The sequence below is a fragment of the Corynebacterium parakroppenstedtii genome (genome assembly GCF_019754935.1).
Classification (GTDB): Bacteria; Actinomycetota; Actinomycetes; order Mycobacteriales; family Mycobacteriaceae; genus Corynebacterium; species Corynebacterium parakroppenstedtii.
Genome location: NZ_JAGSOA010000001.1, coordinates 741,418 through 761,414, shown reverse-complemented (window position 1 = coordinate 761,414; position 19,997 = coordinate 741,418). Strand labels below are relative to the sequence as shown.

The 19,997-nt window shown below is 57.5% G+C and carries 12 protein-coding genes; 8 read left to right on the top strand and 4 right to left on the bottom strand.

Features of this window, described 5'->3' with window-relative positions; genetic code table 11:
* Positions 1-7: 7 nt before the first annotated feature.
* Together KCQ76_RS03175 and KCQ76_RS03170 are read right to left on the bottom strand one after the other, a co-directional pair.
* Entirely contained in the window at positions 8-1,342 is a 1,335-nt protein-coding gene (locus tag KCQ76_RS03175) for an Rv3212 family protein (protein ID WP_221914786.1), read from the bottom strand.
* A gap of 85 nt (positions 1,343-1,427) precedes the next feature.
* The gene (locus KCQ76_RS03170; protein WP_231725329.1) at positions 1,428-3,077 is read right to left on the bottom strand and encodes a DEAD/DEAH box helicase; all 1,650 of its coding nucleotides are present in this window, start codon (positions 3,075-3,077) and stop codon (positions 1,428-1,430) included.
* A gap of 156 nt (positions 3,078-3,233) precedes the next feature.
* Here KCQ76_RS03170 and KCQ76_RS03165 point away from each other — a divergent pair, with 156 nt between their 5' ends.
* From KCQ76_RS03165 to KCQ76_RS03135, 7 genes are all read left to right on the top strand, one after another.
* A complete protein-coding gene (locus KCQ76_RS03165) occupies positions 3,234-3,467 on the top strand; it encodes a DUF3107 domain-containing protein (RefSeq protein ID WP_373369096.1) in 234 nt (77 codons plus the stop codon).
* Positions 3,468-3,591: 124 nt separating this feature from the next.
* Positions 3,592-4,638: a DUF3152 domain-containing protein gene (locus KCQ76_RS03160; RefSeq protein WP_052722178.1), complete on the top strand. Its 1,047-nt coding sequence runs from the start codon at positions 3,592-3,594 to the stop codon at positions 4,636-4,638.
* 36 nt (positions 4,639-4,674) lie between these two features.
* Positions 4,675-5,610: a TIGR02569 family protein gene (locus KCQ76_RS03155; protein WP_052722179.1), complete on the top strand. Its 936-nt coding sequence runs from the start codon at positions 4,675-4,677 to the stop codon at positions 5,608-5,610.
* Positions 5,611-5,722: 112 nt separating this feature from the next.
* The gene (locus KCQ76_RS03150; RefSeq protein ID WP_046202643.1) at positions 5,723-9,268 is read left to right on the top strand and encodes an ATP-dependent DNA helicase; all 3,546 of its coding nucleotides are present in this window, start codon (positions 5,723-5,725) and stop codon (positions 9,266-9,268) included.
* Positions 9,269-9,366: 98 nt separating this feature from the next.
* On the top strand, positions 9,367-12,972 hold the full coding sequence (locus KCQ76_RS03145; protein WP_060941912.1) for an ATP-dependent helicase: 3,606 nt from the start codon (positions 9,367-9,369) through the stop codon (positions 12,970-12,972).
* Positions 12,973-13,122: 150 nt separating this feature from the next.
* Positions 13,123-14,265, top strand: coding sequence for a potassium channel family protein (locus tag KCQ76_RS03140; protein ID WP_046202640.1), 1,143 nt, complete (start codon positions 13,123-13,125; stop codon positions 14,263-14,265).
* 40 nt (positions 14,266-14,305) lie between these two features.
* Positions 14,306-16,423 (top strand): UvrD-helicase domain-containing protein, encoded by a 2,118-nt coding sequence (locus KCQ76_RS03135; protein WP_046202639.1) that lies wholly within the window; start codon positions 14,306-14,308, stop codon positions 16,421-16,423.
* 52 nt (positions 16,424-16,475) lie between these two features.
* Here the strand turns inward: KCQ76_RS03135 and KCQ76_RS03130 are convergent, their stop codons facing one another.
* Entirely contained in the window at positions 16,476-17,423 is a 948-nt protein-coding gene (locus tag KCQ76_RS03130; protein ID WP_146003192.1) for a bacteriocin biosynthesis cyclodehydratase domain-containing protein, read from the bottom strand.
* Positions 17,424-17,539: 116 nt separating this feature from the next.
* Here KCQ76_RS03130 and KCQ76_RS03125 point away from each other — a divergent pair, with 116 nt between their 5' ends.
* Positions 17,540-18,094 carry a M48 metallopeptidase family protein gene (locus tag KCQ76_RS03125; RefSeq protein ID WP_046202637.1) on the top strand — a complete coding sequence of 185 codons (555 nt, stop codon included), beginning with the start codon at positions 17,540-17,542 and terminating at the stop codon, positions 18,092-18,094.
* Positions 18,095-18,173: 79 nt separating this feature from the next.
* On the opposite strand, the gene bluB is transcribed toward KCQ76_RS03125, so the two are convergent.
* Complete coding sequence (gene bluB / locus KCQ76_RS03120) at positions 18,174-19,979, bottom strand: 5,6-dimethylbenzimidazole synthase (protein WP_197416782.1); 1,806 nt, start codon at positions 19,977-19,979, stop codon at positions 18,174-18,176.
* Positions 19,980-19,997 lie beyond the last annotated feature (18 nt).

Sequence of the window (19,997 nt, the reverse complement as noted above, 5' to 3'; positions counted from 1 at the left end):
CCGCGCCCTAGGAACGATATCCCACCAGGTTATTTCCCTGCCGTTCCACAATGGTTTTGCCCGCAACGCGCACGCTCACAGCGTCGGCAATGGCTGTTGAATCATCCCCACCGGTAGACACGGCATCACCGCGGGAAGTCCTCTCGACGGGGATAGTTTTACCCGCCTCGCCTTTCTTAGTGTCGACGACGCTAATGCCTCCCTTAACCGGCAGCAAGAGGTGATTATCGCCGACGACATCCCCAGTCCCCAGCGCATCGGCCACAACGAACTGGACGGAAAGATCCTCGGGATCGAAGGCATAAAGACGCTCCCCATCCCACCAGAACATGTTGTGTGGGCCGTCGTTAATGGCGGGCTCGAAGGTGTTCTGAGGTTCACCCTTCTCAGCCGCGTCCGCATTCGCCCGGGTATGGGCGTCGATCAGAGGGGACGGCTTCACTCGCTGCGATGACGTCACGTGCCCCTTCTTATCCACGACGTCAATGCGGGGTTCACTCGCAGCCACATACACAGCAACCTTGTTTTCGCTGATGGCAACGATTTGCGCGGTGTCGGCACCCAAGTTGTAGGACTTAATCATCTCGGGCTTGCGGGAATCGTCCGGCACAGCCTTCATCAGCCGAAGCATGGCATGACCCTCGCTGTCTTTGTCGTCGGGACAATTTTCGACGACGGCGAGCAAGTCAGATCGGGTCAGCGCAGAACGGATCGTGCAGTGGGGGAAGGGCTGCATATCAGGCTCGGCTTGGTTCTCGACATCACCGAATTCAACCGTGCGCACGAGATCATTACGCCACAATTCCATCCGGGTGGGGGTGACGACGCCGACGTTGTCGTTGGAGCGGATCATCGACACGGGGCTCGAGTTCGCCGACTCGCGGCTGTGCGAGTATTCGCCGGTCGCTTCGTCGAGAGAACTGACTTCACCGCAGCCAGCAGGGCCCTTGAAGACGGAAACGAACTGGGAGAACGACGCCGTGACCCCGCACAGGTCCTGGTTGCGGGTGTATGACCACCGGGCCTCCCCTGTGGCGGGGTCCAGGCCTTCCACTTTTTTCTCCCCCGTCGCCAGAACCGTCGGGCCACTGACAACAGGCCCTTCGGGGGCCGGGCCGGAAATCTCGTGAGTCCACGTTTGCTGCAGGTGAGCGGGGACACTCGTAAGCTGATCCTCAGCTTGGGGCGTGCCATCCGCGGTGGAAAGGTGAGAATGGCGCGCCTCAGATGTCACCCACACGCCGAAAATCCACACGACCACAATGAGCGTGATAACAGCTACTGCAATCCGGTCAGTGCGCGTGGAACGTTCCGCAGGAACCCGGGGCCTGAATCTCTTCATACACTGTGACCTTACGTGTGTTGTCAGCGCCGCCCTCATTGGGCTTCACTGTTGCTTACGACGTTGGGACCCGACGTGGGGATCGTTACTTACGGCGCTGGGACCGCGAGCGAGAATGCGAACGCGATCCGGACCGTGAACGACGCGACCGCGACTCCGACCGTCGATGGGGATCGCCTTGACGCCGGTCATCACGACGCGGGCGCGAGGCCCTCTTCGCGCTCTTCCGCTGCGGACTGAGCACCTTGGCGCCACCATAGACCGGGCGGGATTCTCCGACACGTTCGTCCACGTCATCGGGGATATCTAGCGCCTCACGCAACTCAGGTGACGTCGAAAACCACTCATCGAGTTCGCCGACGTTGAGGTCGAGTTCGTCGTCAATGACTTTCCATTTGGTGATCTCATCCCATCCGACGAGGGTCACTGCGGTCCCGGTGTGCCCGGCGCGGCCAGTTCTGCCGATGCGGTGCACGTAGGTCATGGCGTCGTCGGGCACTTGATAGTTAATGACGTGGGTGACGTCGTCGACGTCGATACCGCGGGCGGCAACATCCGTCGCGACGAGAACTTCGATCTTCTTGCTGCGGAAGGCGTCGAGGGACTTTTCCCGCGCGGGTTGCGCCATATCCCCATGGACCGCACCGACGAGGAAACCGCGCTGGGCGAGGTCGTCGGCAACGTCGGCGGCGGAGCGTTTGGTGCGCGTGAAAATGATGGTCCGGCCGCGATTATGCGCTTGCAGAATGGCGGACAAGGTGGCGAGCTTGTTGAGCTTGTGATTCTTGAACGCCACTTGTTTCGTGGTGGCGTGCGTCGTCGAATCATCCGTACCTTCGGCGCGGATATGAACGGGTTTGTTCATAAACGTCCTGGCCAACGCCATAATCGGGGCCGGCATCGTCGCCGAGAACAGCATGGTTTGGCGCGTCTCAGGAACCTGCTGGAGGATTTTCTCGATATCGGGGAGGAACCCGAGGTCCAGCATTTCGTCGGCTTCGTCGAGCACCAGAACGGCGACGTGGGAGAGGTCGAGCTCACGGTTCTTGCACAAGTCCAGTAGCCGGCCGGGTGTGCCGACGATGCAGTCGGTTCCCTCGCGGAGCTGCGCAATCTGTTTCTCGAAGGGATGGCCGCCGCAAATCGTCGTCACGCGTAGCGAACGATGCTCATCGTTGAAATTGGCCAGGTGTTTCGCGGCCAAGGTGAGGTCATCGGAGACCTGGTAGGCCAGCTCGCGGGTGGGGGCGACGACTAGTGCCCGGGGCGTTCCGTCGAGCTCGGGGATGGCAGCGTCGTCAAAAATGCGGTCGAGGAGCGGCACCCCGTATGCCAGCGTCTTCCCCATGCCGGTTCGGGCTTGTCCGATGAGATCTTTACCGTCGAGGGCCAGCGGTAGAGTGAGCTCCTGGATGGCGAATGTGTGCGTGATACCGTTTTCGGCCAGCGCATCGACGATTTCTGCCGCGACGCCGAGTTCCTCAAATGTCGGTGTTTCGGATTGCGCGGAGTCGGCGGGCTGGGGTGCCGTGTCGGAAGCGGTCGCATGATCGTCGGCGGGCGCATATGTGGAGGCAGTCGCGTCTTTGGGAGCGAAGGTGGCCTCGGGAGTGGTATTGTTCGTCCCTTGATTAGGCGATGCCGTCTGAGGCGCTGCCGAGCGTGATGAACGCCGGACAGCTCTCCGCCGTCGCGATGATGTACGTGCTTGCTGCGAACGCCGCTTGTCCGTCATGGTGGTTATCCTATCGTGGTGCCTACAATGGCCGGTGCTGGGCTGGTGAGGCGTGTTCGCATCTGCCGAAAAATAGCCGTTATGGTGCCGTCATATAGCCATCATGGTGAGGTCATAGGCGGCATAGAGACAACCCGACGTTGATGATAAGGATTGATGATGGAAATCAAGATTGGTTTTACAGATAACCCCCGTGAGCTGGTCATTAATGCCAAGGGGAAGAAAGAAGAAATCACCACCACAATTAACGACGCCTTGTCCAAGCCGACGGATACCAGTGCTGTGTTGAGCATCGACGATGCCAAAGGGCACACCCATTTGATTCGCCGTGCCGCCATTGCCTACGTAGAGATCGGCTCTGAGTCGGCCCGCCCCGTCGGCTTCGCGTAAACCACGCGCCAGCTGTTTTAGCAATCGTGTTTTAGTATTCGTGTTTTAATATCGCCCGTTTAATATCCGCCTGCTGCTTTCGCCTGTCCGCCCCCACGAGGTTTCCCCAAAGAGTCATTATCGAATGAGCCACAACAACGACGTGCACCGTGACCGCGCCAATGCCGGCCACGCCAATAACTCTGCTATCGACCCCGACGGTCCTGCGCCGATGACCCGTACCCCGTTGAAGAAGAAGCTTCGGCCGGGCGCGGCCGCCCCTGCGGAATCCACGCCCGTGATGCTGGCCCGTCGATGGGGTTGGGGTGCGCTGGTTATCCCCGTCGTCGCGGTACTTGTCCTGTGGCTGGTTGTCGCTGCCACGACAGGAGTGGGGAACCCGTTTCGCGCGTCGACAGTGCAAGATTCCCCCTTTAGCCAGGGCGATGGTGATGGAGCGCAAGGCGATGGCCCGCATGGGCTGGGCGATAATCCGGTTCCGTCGTCGCCGGAGTCGGAAAAAGGCCTGCAGAAGGAGTTGCCGAAAGGTGGTCCGTACACCGAGGCCGGTGAGGGGACGTACCGGGCGATCGGTAGACCTGGGATGAAGGTCGGCGAGGGGAAAACCAAGCGTGTGAAATTTGTTATCGAGGCTGAAAACGGGCTTGATACGAATAGCTACGGTGGGGACGATGCGGTCTCGACGATGATTGATAGCACTCTTTCTGATCCGCGGAGTTGGACACACGATAAGAACATCGCATTTGAACACATCGATATCGATGACCCCACCCAGACGCCCGATTTGCGCATCCAGATTTCCAGCCCGGAAACCGCCCGCCAGGCCTGTGGCGATAGCATCAAAATTGAAACCAGCTGTTTTACTGCCGCGGGTAATCGTGTTGTTCTCAATGAGGCTCGTTGGGTTCGTGGTTCCGGGGCTTTTAATGGTGATCTTGGGTCGTATCGCGAGTACATGATCAACCACGAGGTCGGGCACGGAATTGGCTACGCTCACCACAAAGCATGTGAAGACGATGGCGGATTAGCGCCTATCATGATGCAGCAGACACTGGGGTTGGCTAATAACCCATTGCATAAGCTGGATAAAGAATCCGCCCAGGTGTACCCCGAGGACAATAAAGTCTGTAAATACAATGCATGGCCGTACCCGCAAGCGTCGAAATCGTAGTGCGTAAGGGACAGAACGTACTTAAGGATGGAACCCATGACTTCAGCGGAGCCGACACCACTTCATGACATGGCCCCACCATCGGACCCCATCCTGATGGGCTTCCGGGCGGATCGCGGAACCCCCGAACTCTTGGGGCGCGAATGGGGGTACGGGTGGAAAGTCCAATCCGCAGTGCTCCGGCGCGCGCACCATGCCGATACGGCAATTTGGTCGGCGAAAATGCGGCACAAGTTGAAGCCATCGGGGATCGGTGTTGTCCGTCCCCTGAGCTCCTCTGATGGGCGCTACATTCTTGGAGGGTGGCACGCGGACACGTGGGTACAGGGCCACCCTGCTCCTCGGTTTGATGAAATCGCCGCCGCATCGCTTCTGCTGTCGGAATCCATTGACCAGGCGATGGGGGTAGGCGGAAACGACCGTTTCAGCGAGAACCCACTTCCGCAAATTGACCTCGACGAACGCCCGTGGACGACGCAACACCTCTTCGCCGCAGCCGATCAGGCGGCGTTCTCCGAGGATCCATCGCAGGTAATCGCGCCGGGTCTCGACGTCTCCGCAGTGGCGAGTTCCACCGTTGCTCAAGCCTTGGAGTTGGCGTCCTCGGTGGCGGCATTGCGCGACGAGGTGCGGGCTCCCAACCGCGTGGTGTCCTCTGACATGGTCGGGACGACGGTGTTTGATGGGTCCTCCCCGGCCGTTGTGACCGAGATTCCGCCGGTGTTTCACCCACATGCATGGCCCGTCGCTTTGACCGTCGTCGACGGTATGGCCTGGGGAAATGCCGACGACGGCTTGGCGTCGCGGTGGTCGCACTTGCCGGACTTCGACGAAATGATGGTTCGCGCGGTGCTCTATCGGTTGTTCATTCATGCTCTGCATCCCGATGCCAAGGAGAGCTCACTCGTGGGGCTGGGGCGCATGGTTGAGGTCGTGCGCGCTCGTCGCGGTTCTGGGGTGCGCACGTCGTAGGGCAGTGGCTGTCCTGCTGCACCTCCTGAGACAGTGGCAGTGCAGTGTGTTTTTGGACAATGTGAGTAGAAAATGAGCTAGCGTGTCCTAACCAAGTGCAATAATTAGCACTATGCTGACATCGACCCCCTCACACAGTCCCCTCCACATTCAACTGACTAAAGAAGCTTCCGTCCATGCTGACTTCCATTGGCAAGGACAAGCGGCTGATCTTATTAGCTCAGCAGGCTCCTCATCAGGCACTTTTGTAGTGCAGGGAGGGCCTGGTTCCGGTCGTTCGTCGTTTTTACGGGATGTTGCCCGGGCAGAGATTATGGCCGGCACAAATCCGGATTCTATCTTGTTTCTTACTGCGTCGAAAGAGGCTGCTGGTGAAACTAATCGGTGGCTTTTAAGCGCAATCGAACAAGAGTTTGATAAAGATAACGCGGTAGAGAGAGTGTTTTCTGAGCCGATCGCCCGGTCAGTGCACTCGTTCGCATTCGCTGTATTGCGGCACCAAGCGGCGCACAACGCTGGAGCACCGAAACTGCGTCTATTAACGGGCGCGGAACACGATGCTTTGACCCAAGACCTGCTCCGTGAACAGGCGGAACAGGGCTCCGATATATGGCCGGACAAGTTGAAACCTGCCCTGACAACTCTTGGCTTTGCCCGCCAGCTGCGAGACTTTTTGCTGCGTGTGACTGAGCGTGGGGTTACGTCCGAGGATCTCCGTGAGCTGGGCCAGAGATTTTCTCGTGAGGAATGGATTGCTGCCGCTGATTTTTACGATGACTATCGCTCCACGGCTCGCCTTATGGGGTCGAACGCTCTTAATGCCTCAGAACTGATCCGTACCGCCGTCGACGCACTCGACAACGATGAGGAATTATCGGAGTCGCTGAAGTTCGATGTCATCCTTATCGACGACTCCCAGTTTTTTGATCCGCTGTCCTCGGCTCTGGTGGAACGCTTCCGATCTCGTGCGCGGCTAACAATGGTCGCTAGCGCGGAATCGGAATCAGTGTTTGGATTCCGCGGTGGCAGCACGACTTACGCGGAGAAGCTAGTGGACAAAGGAAAGACTATCTACTTGCCGGGGACGAGACGAATGGCCCCTCCGGTGGCGGAACTGGATGCTGGTGTAGCTAAATCGATGCATACCCGCGAAAGTAATGAGTGGGCGAAGGAAATCCGGCAGCAGGTTGCCGCGAACTCGGCAAATGATGGTATCGACCGCGGCGAGGCTGGTATCCGCATTCTCACGACACCATCAGCAGAGGTTGCCGCGGTTGTGGATCGTGTTCGGCGTGCTCACCTCGTCGATAATGTTCCGTGGAAAGGTATTGCCGTTATTGTTCGGTCAAAGAGTCAGGCCGCCCCAATCAGGCGGGGGTTGTTGTCCGCGGGTGTGCCGGTCGCCGATGATCCGACCGAGATCGTCCTGTCTGAGCAACCGATGGTTCGAGCACTTCTTCTCGTTGTCCGGGGTGCTGTTGATACAAACCTCACGAACGACGAGCTAGAACGAATGGTGCTCAGCCCCATCGGTGGTGGTGATCCAGTAACATTCCGGCGTATTTTGCGCGGGCTTCGGCGTGGGTTCATGAGATTAGAGTTCGATGATCCCGACAAAGCGGATGGTCTGACACGCATGATTAGGACCGATGTTGAGGACGACGGTCGACGAGTTTTCCGCGCGATTGATGCTCTGCGGTTCATTCTTTTAGGTGGTGAGCTTGCCGATCTCACGAAGAACCTCACCGCCCGTGAAAAAGATCTGATCATGCGGGTACGCAGTGTCATTGAAGCTGGTCAGACGGCTTATCGCAACGGTGAGAGCATCGAGACAATCCTGTGGGAAGTATGGAATGCCGCGGGCTTGTCGGATGTGTTGGTTGATCAATCGTTACGTGGTGGTGCTGTGGGGTCAATGGCCGACAGACATCTCGATGCTGTCATGTCCTTGTTTGACGCTGCCGGCGACTATGTTGAACGCCATCCAGCCAGCACAATCACCACGTTCCTGCAGTTCATGCGTGATCAAGAATTACCGACGGGTGCTCGTGATCGACGCGGCCCCGTGCGCGACGCCGTCGTTGTATCTCCAGCCCACGCCACTGTAGGAAAAGAGTGGGATACTGTCGTCGTTGCCGGGTTGCAGGAAGACGTATGGCCGTCGCTGTCTGAAACAGGCACTATCTTCCGACAAGAAGAATTTATTGACTTGGTGGATCGTGATGTTGAACCGGGCCTGCCCGGGAATAGACGTGGCCGTTATGACGATCGTTTGGCCGAAGAACGCCGTCTGTTCCTTGTGGCAGTGACACGTGCACGACGCTCCTTGTTGGTGACAGCTGTAGGGCCTCATGTTTCGGATGATGGAAAAGTTGATAGCGACGCAGATACGCGCTCTCGGTTTTTGGAGGAGATTGCTACCGACGATATTGTGGTGAATTCGCATGGTGAAAGCGATCATGAGTCCTCTGAAAGCACGGATTCCGGTGCTGCAGAAAACAGTGATGGGGCGGCGGCGCAGCCGTCGTTGTCGATGCGCTCGGAGTGCGAGTTCCCTCGCGTCTTATCGGCGGATTCCCTTATTGCGGAACTTAGGCGCGCGGTTGAATCTGAGGACACGCCTAGTCATGAGCGGGAACAGGCTGCCCGTCAGCTAGCTCGTCTGGCTTTGGCTGCGGGTGACGCCCCGTCCCGGGAATCGGTGATCGCTGCGGCCAACCCTGATCATTGGTGGGGTGTTCAGGGACTTTCGACGACGAAGAGCTTGCACGACGATGATAAGCCGTACGTCATTTTTCCATCTCAGGTGGAAGATTACCTTGCCTATCCTCTGGGGGCTTTTCTAAAGAGCGTCCAAACTGTGGGGAGTGATAGTAGCGCAACGTTGTTGGGTACGTTAACGCACATGGCTGCTGAGGCCATGGAGCGTGGCGTTGATGAGGAGGACGTTCGCTATGAGTTTCTAGATACAGTACCTCGCCTTCTAGGCCCGCATGCGTGGAAAAAAGAAGAAGAATTCAAAAAATGGGAAGATGGATTTGATCGTCTAAAGAGATGGCTGGACGGGCGAGGGAATAATGAGGCCGGCTCGGTAAGGATTGAAGAAGACTTGAGCTCTATCGTCGGTCAGACAGATTCTGGTGACAACGTGGTGATCAAGGGGAAAATCGACCGTCGTGAAACTAATGATGACGGAAAGGATTTCATCATTGATTTCAAAACAGGGGGCAAGGCCATTGGCAAAAATGATGCGAAGAATCACCCGCAACTCAAGACCTATCAGACTGCGATGGCGAAAAGGCAAGAGGAGAAGCTCAGTCCTGATTCTGGTTTACCTGTTTCCTCTTCTAGCGCGGACGAAGCTCGAGGAGACAGCTGTTTGGCAGGAGCAGAACTCATATATCTGAAGCTAGGGGACGCGAAGCCCGGGAGTGAAGCTACCTCTCGTGAACAAGACCCGCTTACTAATGACGACATTGACGCTTGGACGAGACAGCTCATTGACCTTGCAATTATTATGGCTGGTCCCCAGTTTGCAGGGCGTTCTGAACTACAACACGATGAGAAAATCCGTTTTGGCTCTCTCGGTCTTCTGCTGACCGGAAAATCGGCGCTGGACCCGACTTTTACCCCATCGACCCCTGAGGACACAGATTAGTTGCCATTTCGAACCTCGTCACCTCGGCGCTTTTGCACACTCACCGCCCCCCTTCACATTTGTGAACACAGTTGTTAAAAAGATTGGATGAGATCACTATGTCCTACGCTTCCCATGAACCAGAATTCAGCGCAGAAAAAATTGCTGAGTCTATAGACGGCCAGCCTGCCCCCACGGACCAACAAAGAAAAGTTATTGAGGCAAAATTAGAACCACAGCTTGTTGTCGCGGGCGCAGGTGCAGGAAAGACCGAGACTATGGCGGCCCGCGCGGTCTTTCTCGTTGCTAACGGGTGGGTTTCCACGGATCAAATACTGGGCTTAACATTCACCCGAAAAGCTGCGGGTGAGCTTAATGCTCGTATTCGTCACCGCCTCAACCAGCTTGCTGATAGTGGTCTCATTCCATCGAATGATCCGCGCATGAAAACCATCCGGGATTCGCAACAAACGGTGGTGACCTATGACTCATTTTTGCAGAAGATCGTTCACGAATTTGGTCTGCTCCTGCCGATTGAACCAGTTGCCCAAGTAGCTGATGGACCGGAAAAATGGTTAACTGCCAGCCGAGTCATTAGTGATCTTGGATATGAAGATGAGGCACTCAAACATACCTTTTCGAAAGAGGCCTCAACGGCCAGAAAAAGAATGCTTGACTTGTCTGAAGCGATGGACAACCACCTGGCCACTCCCGAAGAAGTGAGGGAAGAATCCCAGGCTTTTTATGACAACGTAATCAATGCCGATGATCTTACCTATAAACGTGGTCCAAACCGTGGCAAGTTGCGAGACGATGTAGTCAACCTTTGTGACGCTCAAAAAGATCGTCTGATGCTCCTTAAGTATCAGGAAGAGTTTTATAAGAGGCTCTCTGACAAGTATCTGATGACGTATGGTCAGATTACTGCCAAAGCTACGAAGTTAGTTCAAAAGCATCCTGAAATAGGGCGGGAATTGCGTACCCGTTACCGAGCTGTATTCCTCGACGAATACCAGGACACTAACTTCGCCCAGCACGAGTTTCTCCGCAATCTTTTTGGCTCTGCTTCGGCGTCGGAGAATGAGGAGTCAACGGATGAACCTATCGGTGTGACAGCGGTGGGGGATCCAATGCAAAGCATCTACGGTTTCCGTGGAGCAACTCCTGGCAACCTAGATCTATTCCCCAAGGACTTTCCTCGGTATGAGAACGGTTCTCTAAGCCGATGTAAAACGAAATCGCTCGCTACGTCCTTTCGTAACCCGACTGAAGTACTCGATTTAGCCAACGCTGTAGCGAAAGATGCATTGCCTGGAGATGAAGAAAATTTAGAGAGCGGTGGGGAAACCAGTTCGGGGAAAGTATCTCTGAAATGGGCTCTAGATAAGCAAGAAGAAGTGGAGTGGGTCGCTGGCATTTTCACAGAGGAATACCGCTCAGCGATGCAGAAGAGCTCAGAAGGTGGGTCCACCAAACCATTTACAGGTGCTATTCTCGTGCGCAAAAACGCCGATGTAGCCCCTTTTGCTGAAGCTCTCATTAAGCGAGGCATTCCCGTCGGTGTGTCGCCAGATGCTCTGTATGACATCCCAGAAGTCAGAGAGGTTCTATCCGTACTCCGTGTTGTGGTCGACCCAAGTGACGACGAGGCTACACTCCAAGTGCTGAGTAGCCCGCGGTGGCGAATAGGGACTCGGGATATTAAAACACTCAGTTACAGGGCCAAAGACCTTGCTCGAGGGGTCGCCGATCAACTCGGGACGAGGAAATCGAAACCCGAAAAGATTGATTCTAAAGAAGTTTTTGAAGAAAAAGCTAACGAACTGGAACTCCCAGGGGATGGAACCGAAGTTAGCCTTGCTGATGCGATCGCGGATCTCGGGATAAGGCCAGACCAGGTGGAGAAACCGGCATTCAGCGATGAAGGACGCATACGGTTACAGGCTTTATCAGCTGAACTGCGGTGGCTGCGTCAACAAAGTATGACAGTGCCGCTTCCGGACCTCCTTGCACAGATTGAGAGCACCTTAGGCGTGAGAACCGAGGTACTTGCTCGGCAAGATCCATCCGAGGATGGTGCTGCAGGAACAATTCACCTCGATCGGCTCCGCGACGTGGCCGAAGACTTTACAGCGCGCGGAGGAAGCACACAAGAGTTCCTCGACTATCTCGAGGCAGCGGAGAAGGCTACCGGGTCGACTATGGAGGCAGGAGAAGTTTCTGTTCATTCGGACCAGGTACAAATTCTTACTGTCCATAAGGCAAAGGGATTGGAATGGGATGTCGTCGCTGTTCCATTTTGTGATGACTCCGCTTACAACAGTCCAGATATAAACAGGGCAAGGGGGAATTGGACAAGCACGTGGTTGAAAGACTCGAGTGTCCTGCCCTCTGCCCTTAGACGCGACCCCCTTTCACCCGATAACCCGCTAGGTTTCCCTGTGTTCGACAATGGTGAGCTGGAGACGCGGGGCGAAATTAAGGCAGCAGAAGACGAATACAAAAAAGAGATTGAGAGCGTCGATATAAGGTCTTCTGATTTCCTCTTTTACGTGGCTATCACTCGGAGCGCGCGCCGACTGCTTGTCTCCGGGCACAGCGTTGACCCGGCTAAGACAAAACTATGTCACAAGTCACACCGCTTTTGTCAGGTCCAAAACATGGTCGCGGACAAATTGGGCATTGATGTCGACGCACGTTTCGAAGAACTCAGAAAAGCCGACGCAGACGAGCCAGTCCGTATTACAGCGAACTCTGGCGGTGACGACCCAACGTGGAGTATCGACCTCGTAGATCCGCACTTCGAGAAACCCGATGATGACACCGAACAAGAAGGCCCTATGTGGCCATCCGATCCGCTCGGCGACCGTCGGGAATCTGTCGATAAAGCAGCTGAGTTAGTACGGGCAGCCATGGAAGAACTCAAGGCTGAATCCGCTGACCCGGATAAGGGCTACACCCCGAAGGCGGATGCAGGAACCTTGGCTTCCACCTGGGAAAACGAGACCACAGCACTGATCGAAGAAGCCCGAGCAGCCCACACGGACCACATCGACGTTGACCTCGGATTGGAACTGACTCCCTCCGAAGTGATGTTACTGTCAGCCGACCGCGAGGCATTTGCACGCCGTCGTGCTCGGCCAGTGCCCTTTAAACCCAACCCATACGCCAAGAGAGGCACGGCGTTTCACGAGTGGTTGGAGACAGAGCTGGGCGGAGCCTCCGCGCTCATCGACGATGACTCTTTGTTAGATGACATGGATGACGGTGACGACGGTGTACCCACCACTCAGCCCGAACTCGATAGCCTCAAAGACGCATTTATGAAGTCCGAATGGGCTGGAAAGACAGCGGGGGAGGTCGAAAGTGGTTTCATCCAGAACCTGGGAGGCTACTACATCCGTGGACGCATGGATGCCGTTTTCGAGAGCGAGAAGAATGGCACACCAGAGTGGTTCATCGTCGACTGGAAAACCGGTAAGAAACCCACTGGTCAAAACATGAAACGAGCGGAGATTCAACTTGCGATGTATAAAGAAGCTCTGCGTCGACAATTAGTAGCTAAAGGCATACGCGACCCCAAGATCAGGGCAGCGTTCCACTACGTCAGGACCAACGAGACCTATGAACCCGCGGACCTACCATCCCCGGACGAACTCGCTCATGGCGTGCTCTCTACACTGGACAGCTCAGAGATTGAACAGCCTGGCGATAGTATGCAGTGAGTAACCGCGTGAACGCGCCGGTTAGCTATGGGGGAGCATTGCGTGCCAACCCCCTGCAAGCTAATCGCGTCCCATGCGGGGATAATGGCCACGCCAGAACATTGACCACCAGCGAGTAAGGAGAATGAAACGCCATGCGGGTGATACATAATGCGTGAGCGCTTCAAAGTGCGCGGGGATCAGGCACCCCTCAACAATTTGCCCGTGCATGCGCTGGTCAACATCGTCCGGATTCCCTCGCAAGCACCCTTGAGTCCTTGGTGGCTGATCGTTCGTCGATTCTTCTATGCGCTGGTCCTGCTCCTTGTAGCATCGGTTATTTGTTGGTTAGACAAAGACGGGTACTCAGAGCACCTGACGTTCATCGATGCGCTGTACTATTCCACTGTTTCCTTGACAACAACAGGGTATGGCGACATCACACCCGTCACAGAAAACGCGCGCATCGTCAACATCCTGGTCATCACACCAATGCGTATCGTATTCCTGGTCTTATTGGTCGGTACGACACTGTCCGTTTTAACCGAAGCATCCCGTCGAGCATTACAAATCCAAAGGTGGAGGAGACACTTGCGTAACCATACCGTCGTCGTCGGCTACGGCACCAAAGGCCGATCCGCCGTCTCTGCCCTCGTTGAAGACGGGGTTCCCCCGAGCCAGATCGTCGTCGTCGACACCGACAAAGATTCTTTGGCCGCCGCCGAAAACAGAGGTCTCGTAACAGTCAACGGGTCCGCCACCAAAGCCGATGTCCTCCGCCTGGCGGGTGTATCACGAGCCCGGTCCGTGGTTGTCGCACCCAACATGGACGACACCGCCGTCCTCGTCACGCTATCGGTCCGCGAAATTGCCCCCTCCGCCACTATCGTGGCCAGTGTCCGCGAATCAGAAAACGTCCACTTGGTGCGACAATCGGGCGCAGACTCAGTTGTTATTTCCTCCGAAACCGCGGGCCGAATGTTGGGCTTGGCCACGATGACCCCCTCCGTTGTGGAAATGATGGAAGACCTGCTCAGCCCCGACGAAGGATTCTCCATCGCTGAGCGCGTCGTACGAGACGATGAAGTCGGCGGCCACCCAAGAAACCTCTCCGACATCGTGCTCGGTGTGGTGCGCTCCGGCGAGCTGTACCGCATCGATTCCCCCGAAGCCAACGTCGTCGAACAGGGCGACCGGTTGCTCTACGTGCGGCGCGTGTACCCCGCCGAAGGCAGCGACGGGCAGGGAAACACCCCGCGCAATCCGAGCGCGAAAAATGTGAAACCGCGCAAGTCCGGGGCGGAAAAGAAATAGCAGGATCCTACGACGATGGCCAACCATGGAAAGGAGAAGGATGGCCTCTTTTCGTGGCCCCCGCAGCGGGGCAGGGAATCGCCTTAACCTCTCACTCGAGGAACTCGATTCCGACCAATACGAAGCTGCAACTGCCCCACGAGGTCCCCTCGCCATCATCGCCGGAGCGGGGACTGGCAAAACGCGCACGATCACCCATCGCATCGCATATCTGATAAATCAAGGATTTGTTACTCCACAACAAGTCCATGCCGTCACCTTCACCACCAAAGCCGCCGAAGAAATGAGAGAGCGCCTCCGCATCATGGGGGCAGGCGCAGTCCAAGCACGAACATTCCACGCTGCAGCCCGCAAACAGCTCTCCTACTTCTGGCCACGAATAGCCGGCGACCTGCCGTGGCGAATCCTCGATGACAAATTCCGCATGGTGTCCAGGGCACTCGGCCACACCGGAATCAAAGCAGGTAAAGACACCATCCGTGACGTCATCGGCGAAATCGAATGGTCCAAAGCTAGGCTGATTTCCGCCGCCGACTACGAAAAGCGTGTCGAACAACTCCACCGTGAGCCCCCCATTGCGGCAGACAAAGTTGCCGACGCGTACCGCGTCTACGAAGACATTAAGGCGACACCGGAAGGCGTCTTCCTCGATTTCGACGACCTTCTTCTCTACGTCGCCGGTGCAATGGAAAACCTGCCGGAAGTCGCAGAGGAATTCCGCGCACGATACCGAAGCTTCGTGGTCGACGAATTCCAGGACGTCACCCCACTGCAACAACGCGTGTTAGACGGGTGGTTAGGAGACCGCGACGATATCACCGTCGTTGGAGACGCAAAACAAACGATCTACTCGTTCACCGGTGCAGATCCATCATTTCTACTTCGGTTCCCCCAACGCTTCGAGAATGCCACCGTCGTCCGGTTGCAGCGCGATTACCGCTCCACGCCCCAAGTCGTCGGGCTTGCTAATAAAGTCATTTCGCAGTCACGCGACGAGGTGTCGACGGCGGATTTCACACTCGAAGGGCAACGACCAGCCGGCCCGGAACCCGTCTTTGAAGAATTCGACGACGAATCCCTGGAAGCCGCCGTCGTAGCGCGCAGAATTCGGCGGCTCATTGAATCCGGTGTTCCGCCGTCGGAAATAGCAATACTGTTCCGGCTCAATGCGCAGTCGGAGAAGTTCGAGCACGCCTTGGATGAAGCCAACATCCCGCACCATGTCCGCGGGGGAAAGAGCTTCTTCGACCGCTCCGAGATCACCGGTTCACTGGCAGCCTTAGAGCGTCTGGCCAGTGCTCACATGGAGTCGGGGACTATTCACACCGGCGATGCGCTGGTTTCGGACATCAAGGCCGTGTTGGCTCGCCAAGGACTGTCCGCCCAAGCCCCGGCTGGTGAACGAGCACGCGAGCGGTGGGAATCGTTATCCTCCCTCTACCACCTGATCGCGGATATTGTTCACGCCTCGCCCGGCGCGGACATGCCCGCCGTGATGAGCATCCTCCGCGAGCGCGCCCAATCGAACCGGCCCCCAGCTGGGGTAGAAGGCGTCACCCTGGCGACGATCCACGCTGCAAAAGGCCTGGAGTGGGACGCCGTGTTTGTCGTTGGCCTTGTGGAAGGAACACTACCCATTCGGCAAGCTATCGCGCTGGGTTCGTCGGCGATCGAAGAAGAACGGCGGTTGCTGTATGTGGCGGTGACCCGTGCGCGTGAGCATCTGCAACTGAGCTGGTCGCTGGCGCGCGAGTCCGGGGGTAGGGCGTCTCGGAAACGCACGCGGTTTCTCGGCGGTATTGCGCCCACGTCGAAGAGTTCGGCTGATCACCCGCGGAAGGGGAAGCGCAGCTCACGGCTGTGTTCGGAGTGTGGGGCCACGCTACAAACCCCGGCCGAGAAGGTGATGGGGCATTGTGCCAATTGTGGCGGTGACGTTGATGCCGAGCTGGTTGACGCTTTGCAGCGCTGGAGGTCGCGGCGGGCGCACCAGCAGGGAACACCCAGCTACACGGTGTTCAGCAACGCCACCATGATGGCCATCGCCGGACGGCAACCATCCACCGCGGAAGAACTCCTGGATATCAGCGGTATTGGTCCCGCGAAATTGGAACTCTACGGGGACGATATTCTTCGCATCGTTGCTGAATCAACTTAAGACGGAGGATTGACGTAGCCAGTTGGTCGCAATGTCAGTTTCACTGCGCTTGTTATTGCCACCGCGGCCCGATGATGCCGCACACAGGGCAATGAGGGTCTCTGGCAATCGGCGACCGCACGACCTCCAACGTCCGAGGATTAATGCTTACCGATGCCCCCACCGTCGGCGGGGCCGGAAGCGACGGCACCGCAAGCCAGTCGTTAAACGCCGACCACTGCGCTGCGATGATCCCGCGGGCGACAGTGACCATCTCATGCGTGAGCGTCAGCGTGTCAGTACGGCGGCCAGAGATCGCCTCGTTGACCAGGTCAGGAGATACCGTCGCCATATGCATACACAGTGGGCACCCGGTGGCATCGCCCGCCGGATGTGCCGTTGCTCCGGTCATCGCAGGGCCGATCCTGAGCGCACCATCACGAATAGTCACGAATAAATATGGCTCATTGACGGCGGCGAGCAGGCCAGGGGAGGGCGTTGCCACCGCAACGATGCTCGCCCAAGGGGCAGTGCGTTCCGGACCTTGTGGCTCGGACGGCTCATCCGACTCAGGCAGCCTAGGCAAGCCCATGTGGGATGCCAGCGCTTCGTCGGTCGTCTCGACAATGCTGGGGGAAAGCACGGACTGACCAGGAAATATATCGCCAAGCATGTGGGATAACGGCTCCACGGCAATAATCCTGTGCGGGGGAGCGAGGCTCGTTCTACTCCGCCCGGGCCGGACACTCCCGGTGACCAGCAAAGGAGTGCGCAAAAGTTCGTCGATAAGGGTGAGTGCGAAAGATCGGGATACCGCCTGCTCGATTCTGCTGATTATTGCCGACGTCTGCTGTGGGGATGAACAAGTGAGGAGTGCTCGGGCGACGCGCTGAGCGGTGGGTCGGTCGGCCATGGGGACCACGACCGCGGTGGAGGTATCTGCACCGACGCGGAGCCACCCGTCGGGGCGAACAAACACGCGGGTCCCGGATGATAAACAGATAGTGTGTGGCCACCGCACGGTGCTCCCCCTCGGCTTGTGAATGACTCGGTGTCGTGAATTCCCCCGGCTGCGCTCCAGCACAGCGCTATGTGTAGTGTACCGGCAGCCCTCCGACCACACTGTAGAGTGAAACTATGCCCCACAGAGTCAAGCGAGACGTCGCTGCGGTCGTGGAGGACTTTGCGCCAGAGGTGGAAATTCGCCTGTCGTCGCGGAGGAAGAAAACCCTGTCCGCCCGCCGTGAGTCCGGCCGGATCGTCGTCATGGCACCGGCGCGGATGTCGGCCGCAGCGTTGCGTGATTCTGTGGAGTCACTTGTTCGCCGGGTGGAGAAGAAGTCATCCGTCGCGGATAAGTCGGATGAGGATCTGCACTGGCGGGCCCGTCGTCTGAATGCGAAGTATTTGGAGAACCGCGCGGAGTGGACGGATATCCGGTGGGTGACCAATATGGAGCGCCGCTGGGCGTCATGTTCCACGGATACGGGGCGGATTCGGATCAGTCATTATCTGAAGGACGTTCCCGATTACGTCCTTGACCAGGTAATTGTTCACGAGCTGGTGCACACGTTCATTCCGAACCATTCGGCGGAGTTCTGGGCGTGGGCGCATCGCGTGGATTATTGGGAGCGTGCCGACGGCTACTTGGAGGCTTACCAGCGTTGGGGCCGTGGAGGCGGTCAGTCTTAGTAGTACTAGCGACGACGGTCCGCGCTGCAGGATCGACGACGGTCCGCGCGCAATTATCCGCGCCCGGTCGAAAGCCGACCTAAGCGGTGCGTCCGGTGTGGCGTCGGGCACTAAGCCCCGTCATGATCATTTGTGTCGCCAGAATGGCGCCGACACCTTCACCGCATCGGAACCGAAGAGCGAGCAGAGGCTCCAACCCCAAATGCGTAATGACGGTGCGATGCGCGATCTCCCTGCTCACATGCCCCGCGACCAGGTGCGATTGAACCGCGGGATTAATCTGCACCGCAGCCAATGCGGCCACGGAAATAGCGAGGCCATCGAGGACAACGACATGGTGATTATCCAATGCACCTAAGCACAATCCCGTCGTAACCGCGAACTCGGGCCCGCCGAACTCGGCAAGAGCATCAATGGGGGAGGACGGCTGGACGCGCGACAGGGCCTGCCGGGCCACCTCACGTTTCCGCTCCATCATGGCGGTATCGGAATGGGCACCAATGCCGACGGCATCGTTCACATCAAGCCCGGTGAAATGCGCTGCCAAAATGGAGGCCGGAGTGGTGTTGCCGATCCCGACCTCACCGACGGCAAACAACGTGGGCTCAGTGAATTCGCCGGCTAGTTTCCGGCCATAGTCAATAAACGCACGTGTGTCCTCGGCGGATAGGGCCGGAGTCGTAGCAATATCCCCGCGCACATCATGAGCGTGGACATAACGAATAGCGTGGGCAGAATCGTCACGTCCCTCACGAGTCTCACGGTCACTTTGGCCCTCACGCCCCGAATCACCGTCAACCCCCGCGTCGATAAGAAGCGACGGTATTCCAGCCCCCGCTGCCGTCGTCACCCCCAGGCTTTCACCAACGGCTGACGCGTCCATAATCTCCCGCGTGACGGACGGTGAAAACGACGAGACCCCATGCTTCGTCACGGGATGGTCAGCCCCGATAAGAATGTGCTGGGCATGATGGATATCACCAACCGCGGCGACTTTATCCATAGTTGTATCCAGGATTCCCAGCGAACCGGGCGGAGTCAGCAGCTGGTCGGAAGAATCGTGAGCTGCGACAACATGAGCCTGGTCCGGCATGTGGCCATCACCGGGAGTAGCGATCGCGTTCGCCGGCGACGCAGCCCCCTCACGCCAGCCATTCCGCATAATGAGGTTCTCAACGGGAAGTTTCTTGGACCACGCACGCCGCTCGAGCCCAGGCGAAGGCGGGCGCTCGTCCGGCCACCCCATACACATCCACCCCAGCGTTTCAACGCCGTCGGGCAGATGCAGTAGTTCGGCCAGGTCATCGGGGCGGAATAACGTCACCCATCCCATACCAAGCCCGTAGGCCCGCGCCGTCAACCACATGTTCTCGATGGCCGCCGCGCAACTCCACAGGTCGGTATCAATAAAAGTGTTACGCCCCAAAACCCCGGACGCAGGCGTCCGCCGATCACACGCGACCACAATTCCCAGCGGCGCTTCCTTAATCCCGTCGAGCTGCAGGTCAAGCAGCCGCTGTTTCCTATCGGGTGTCAGCAGCTCGGCTTGTTTTAGCTTTTCGACGTCGGCCAGCACGGCTGCTTTATCCCGAAGAGCAGGATCATCAACGATGATGAACCGCCAGGGCTGGCTATGCCCGACGCTAGGTGCAGCATGGCCAGCGTCGATGATAGTTCGCACAAGGTGGTCAGGCACCGGTTCAGGGCGGTAGCGGCGTATATCGCGCCGGGCTCCGATCACGCGATCCAATGCAGCACGCACGTCGTCTGGCAATGCCCATCCGTCGGGTTTTTCAGCGCGCTCGGCGGCTGATGTTGTATCGCCAATGACGGGGGTTGGGCGTTCCCATCGACGGTCCGTATTCATGTGCTGCGTGTCTTCCACTGTTAATGTCTAGTGCGA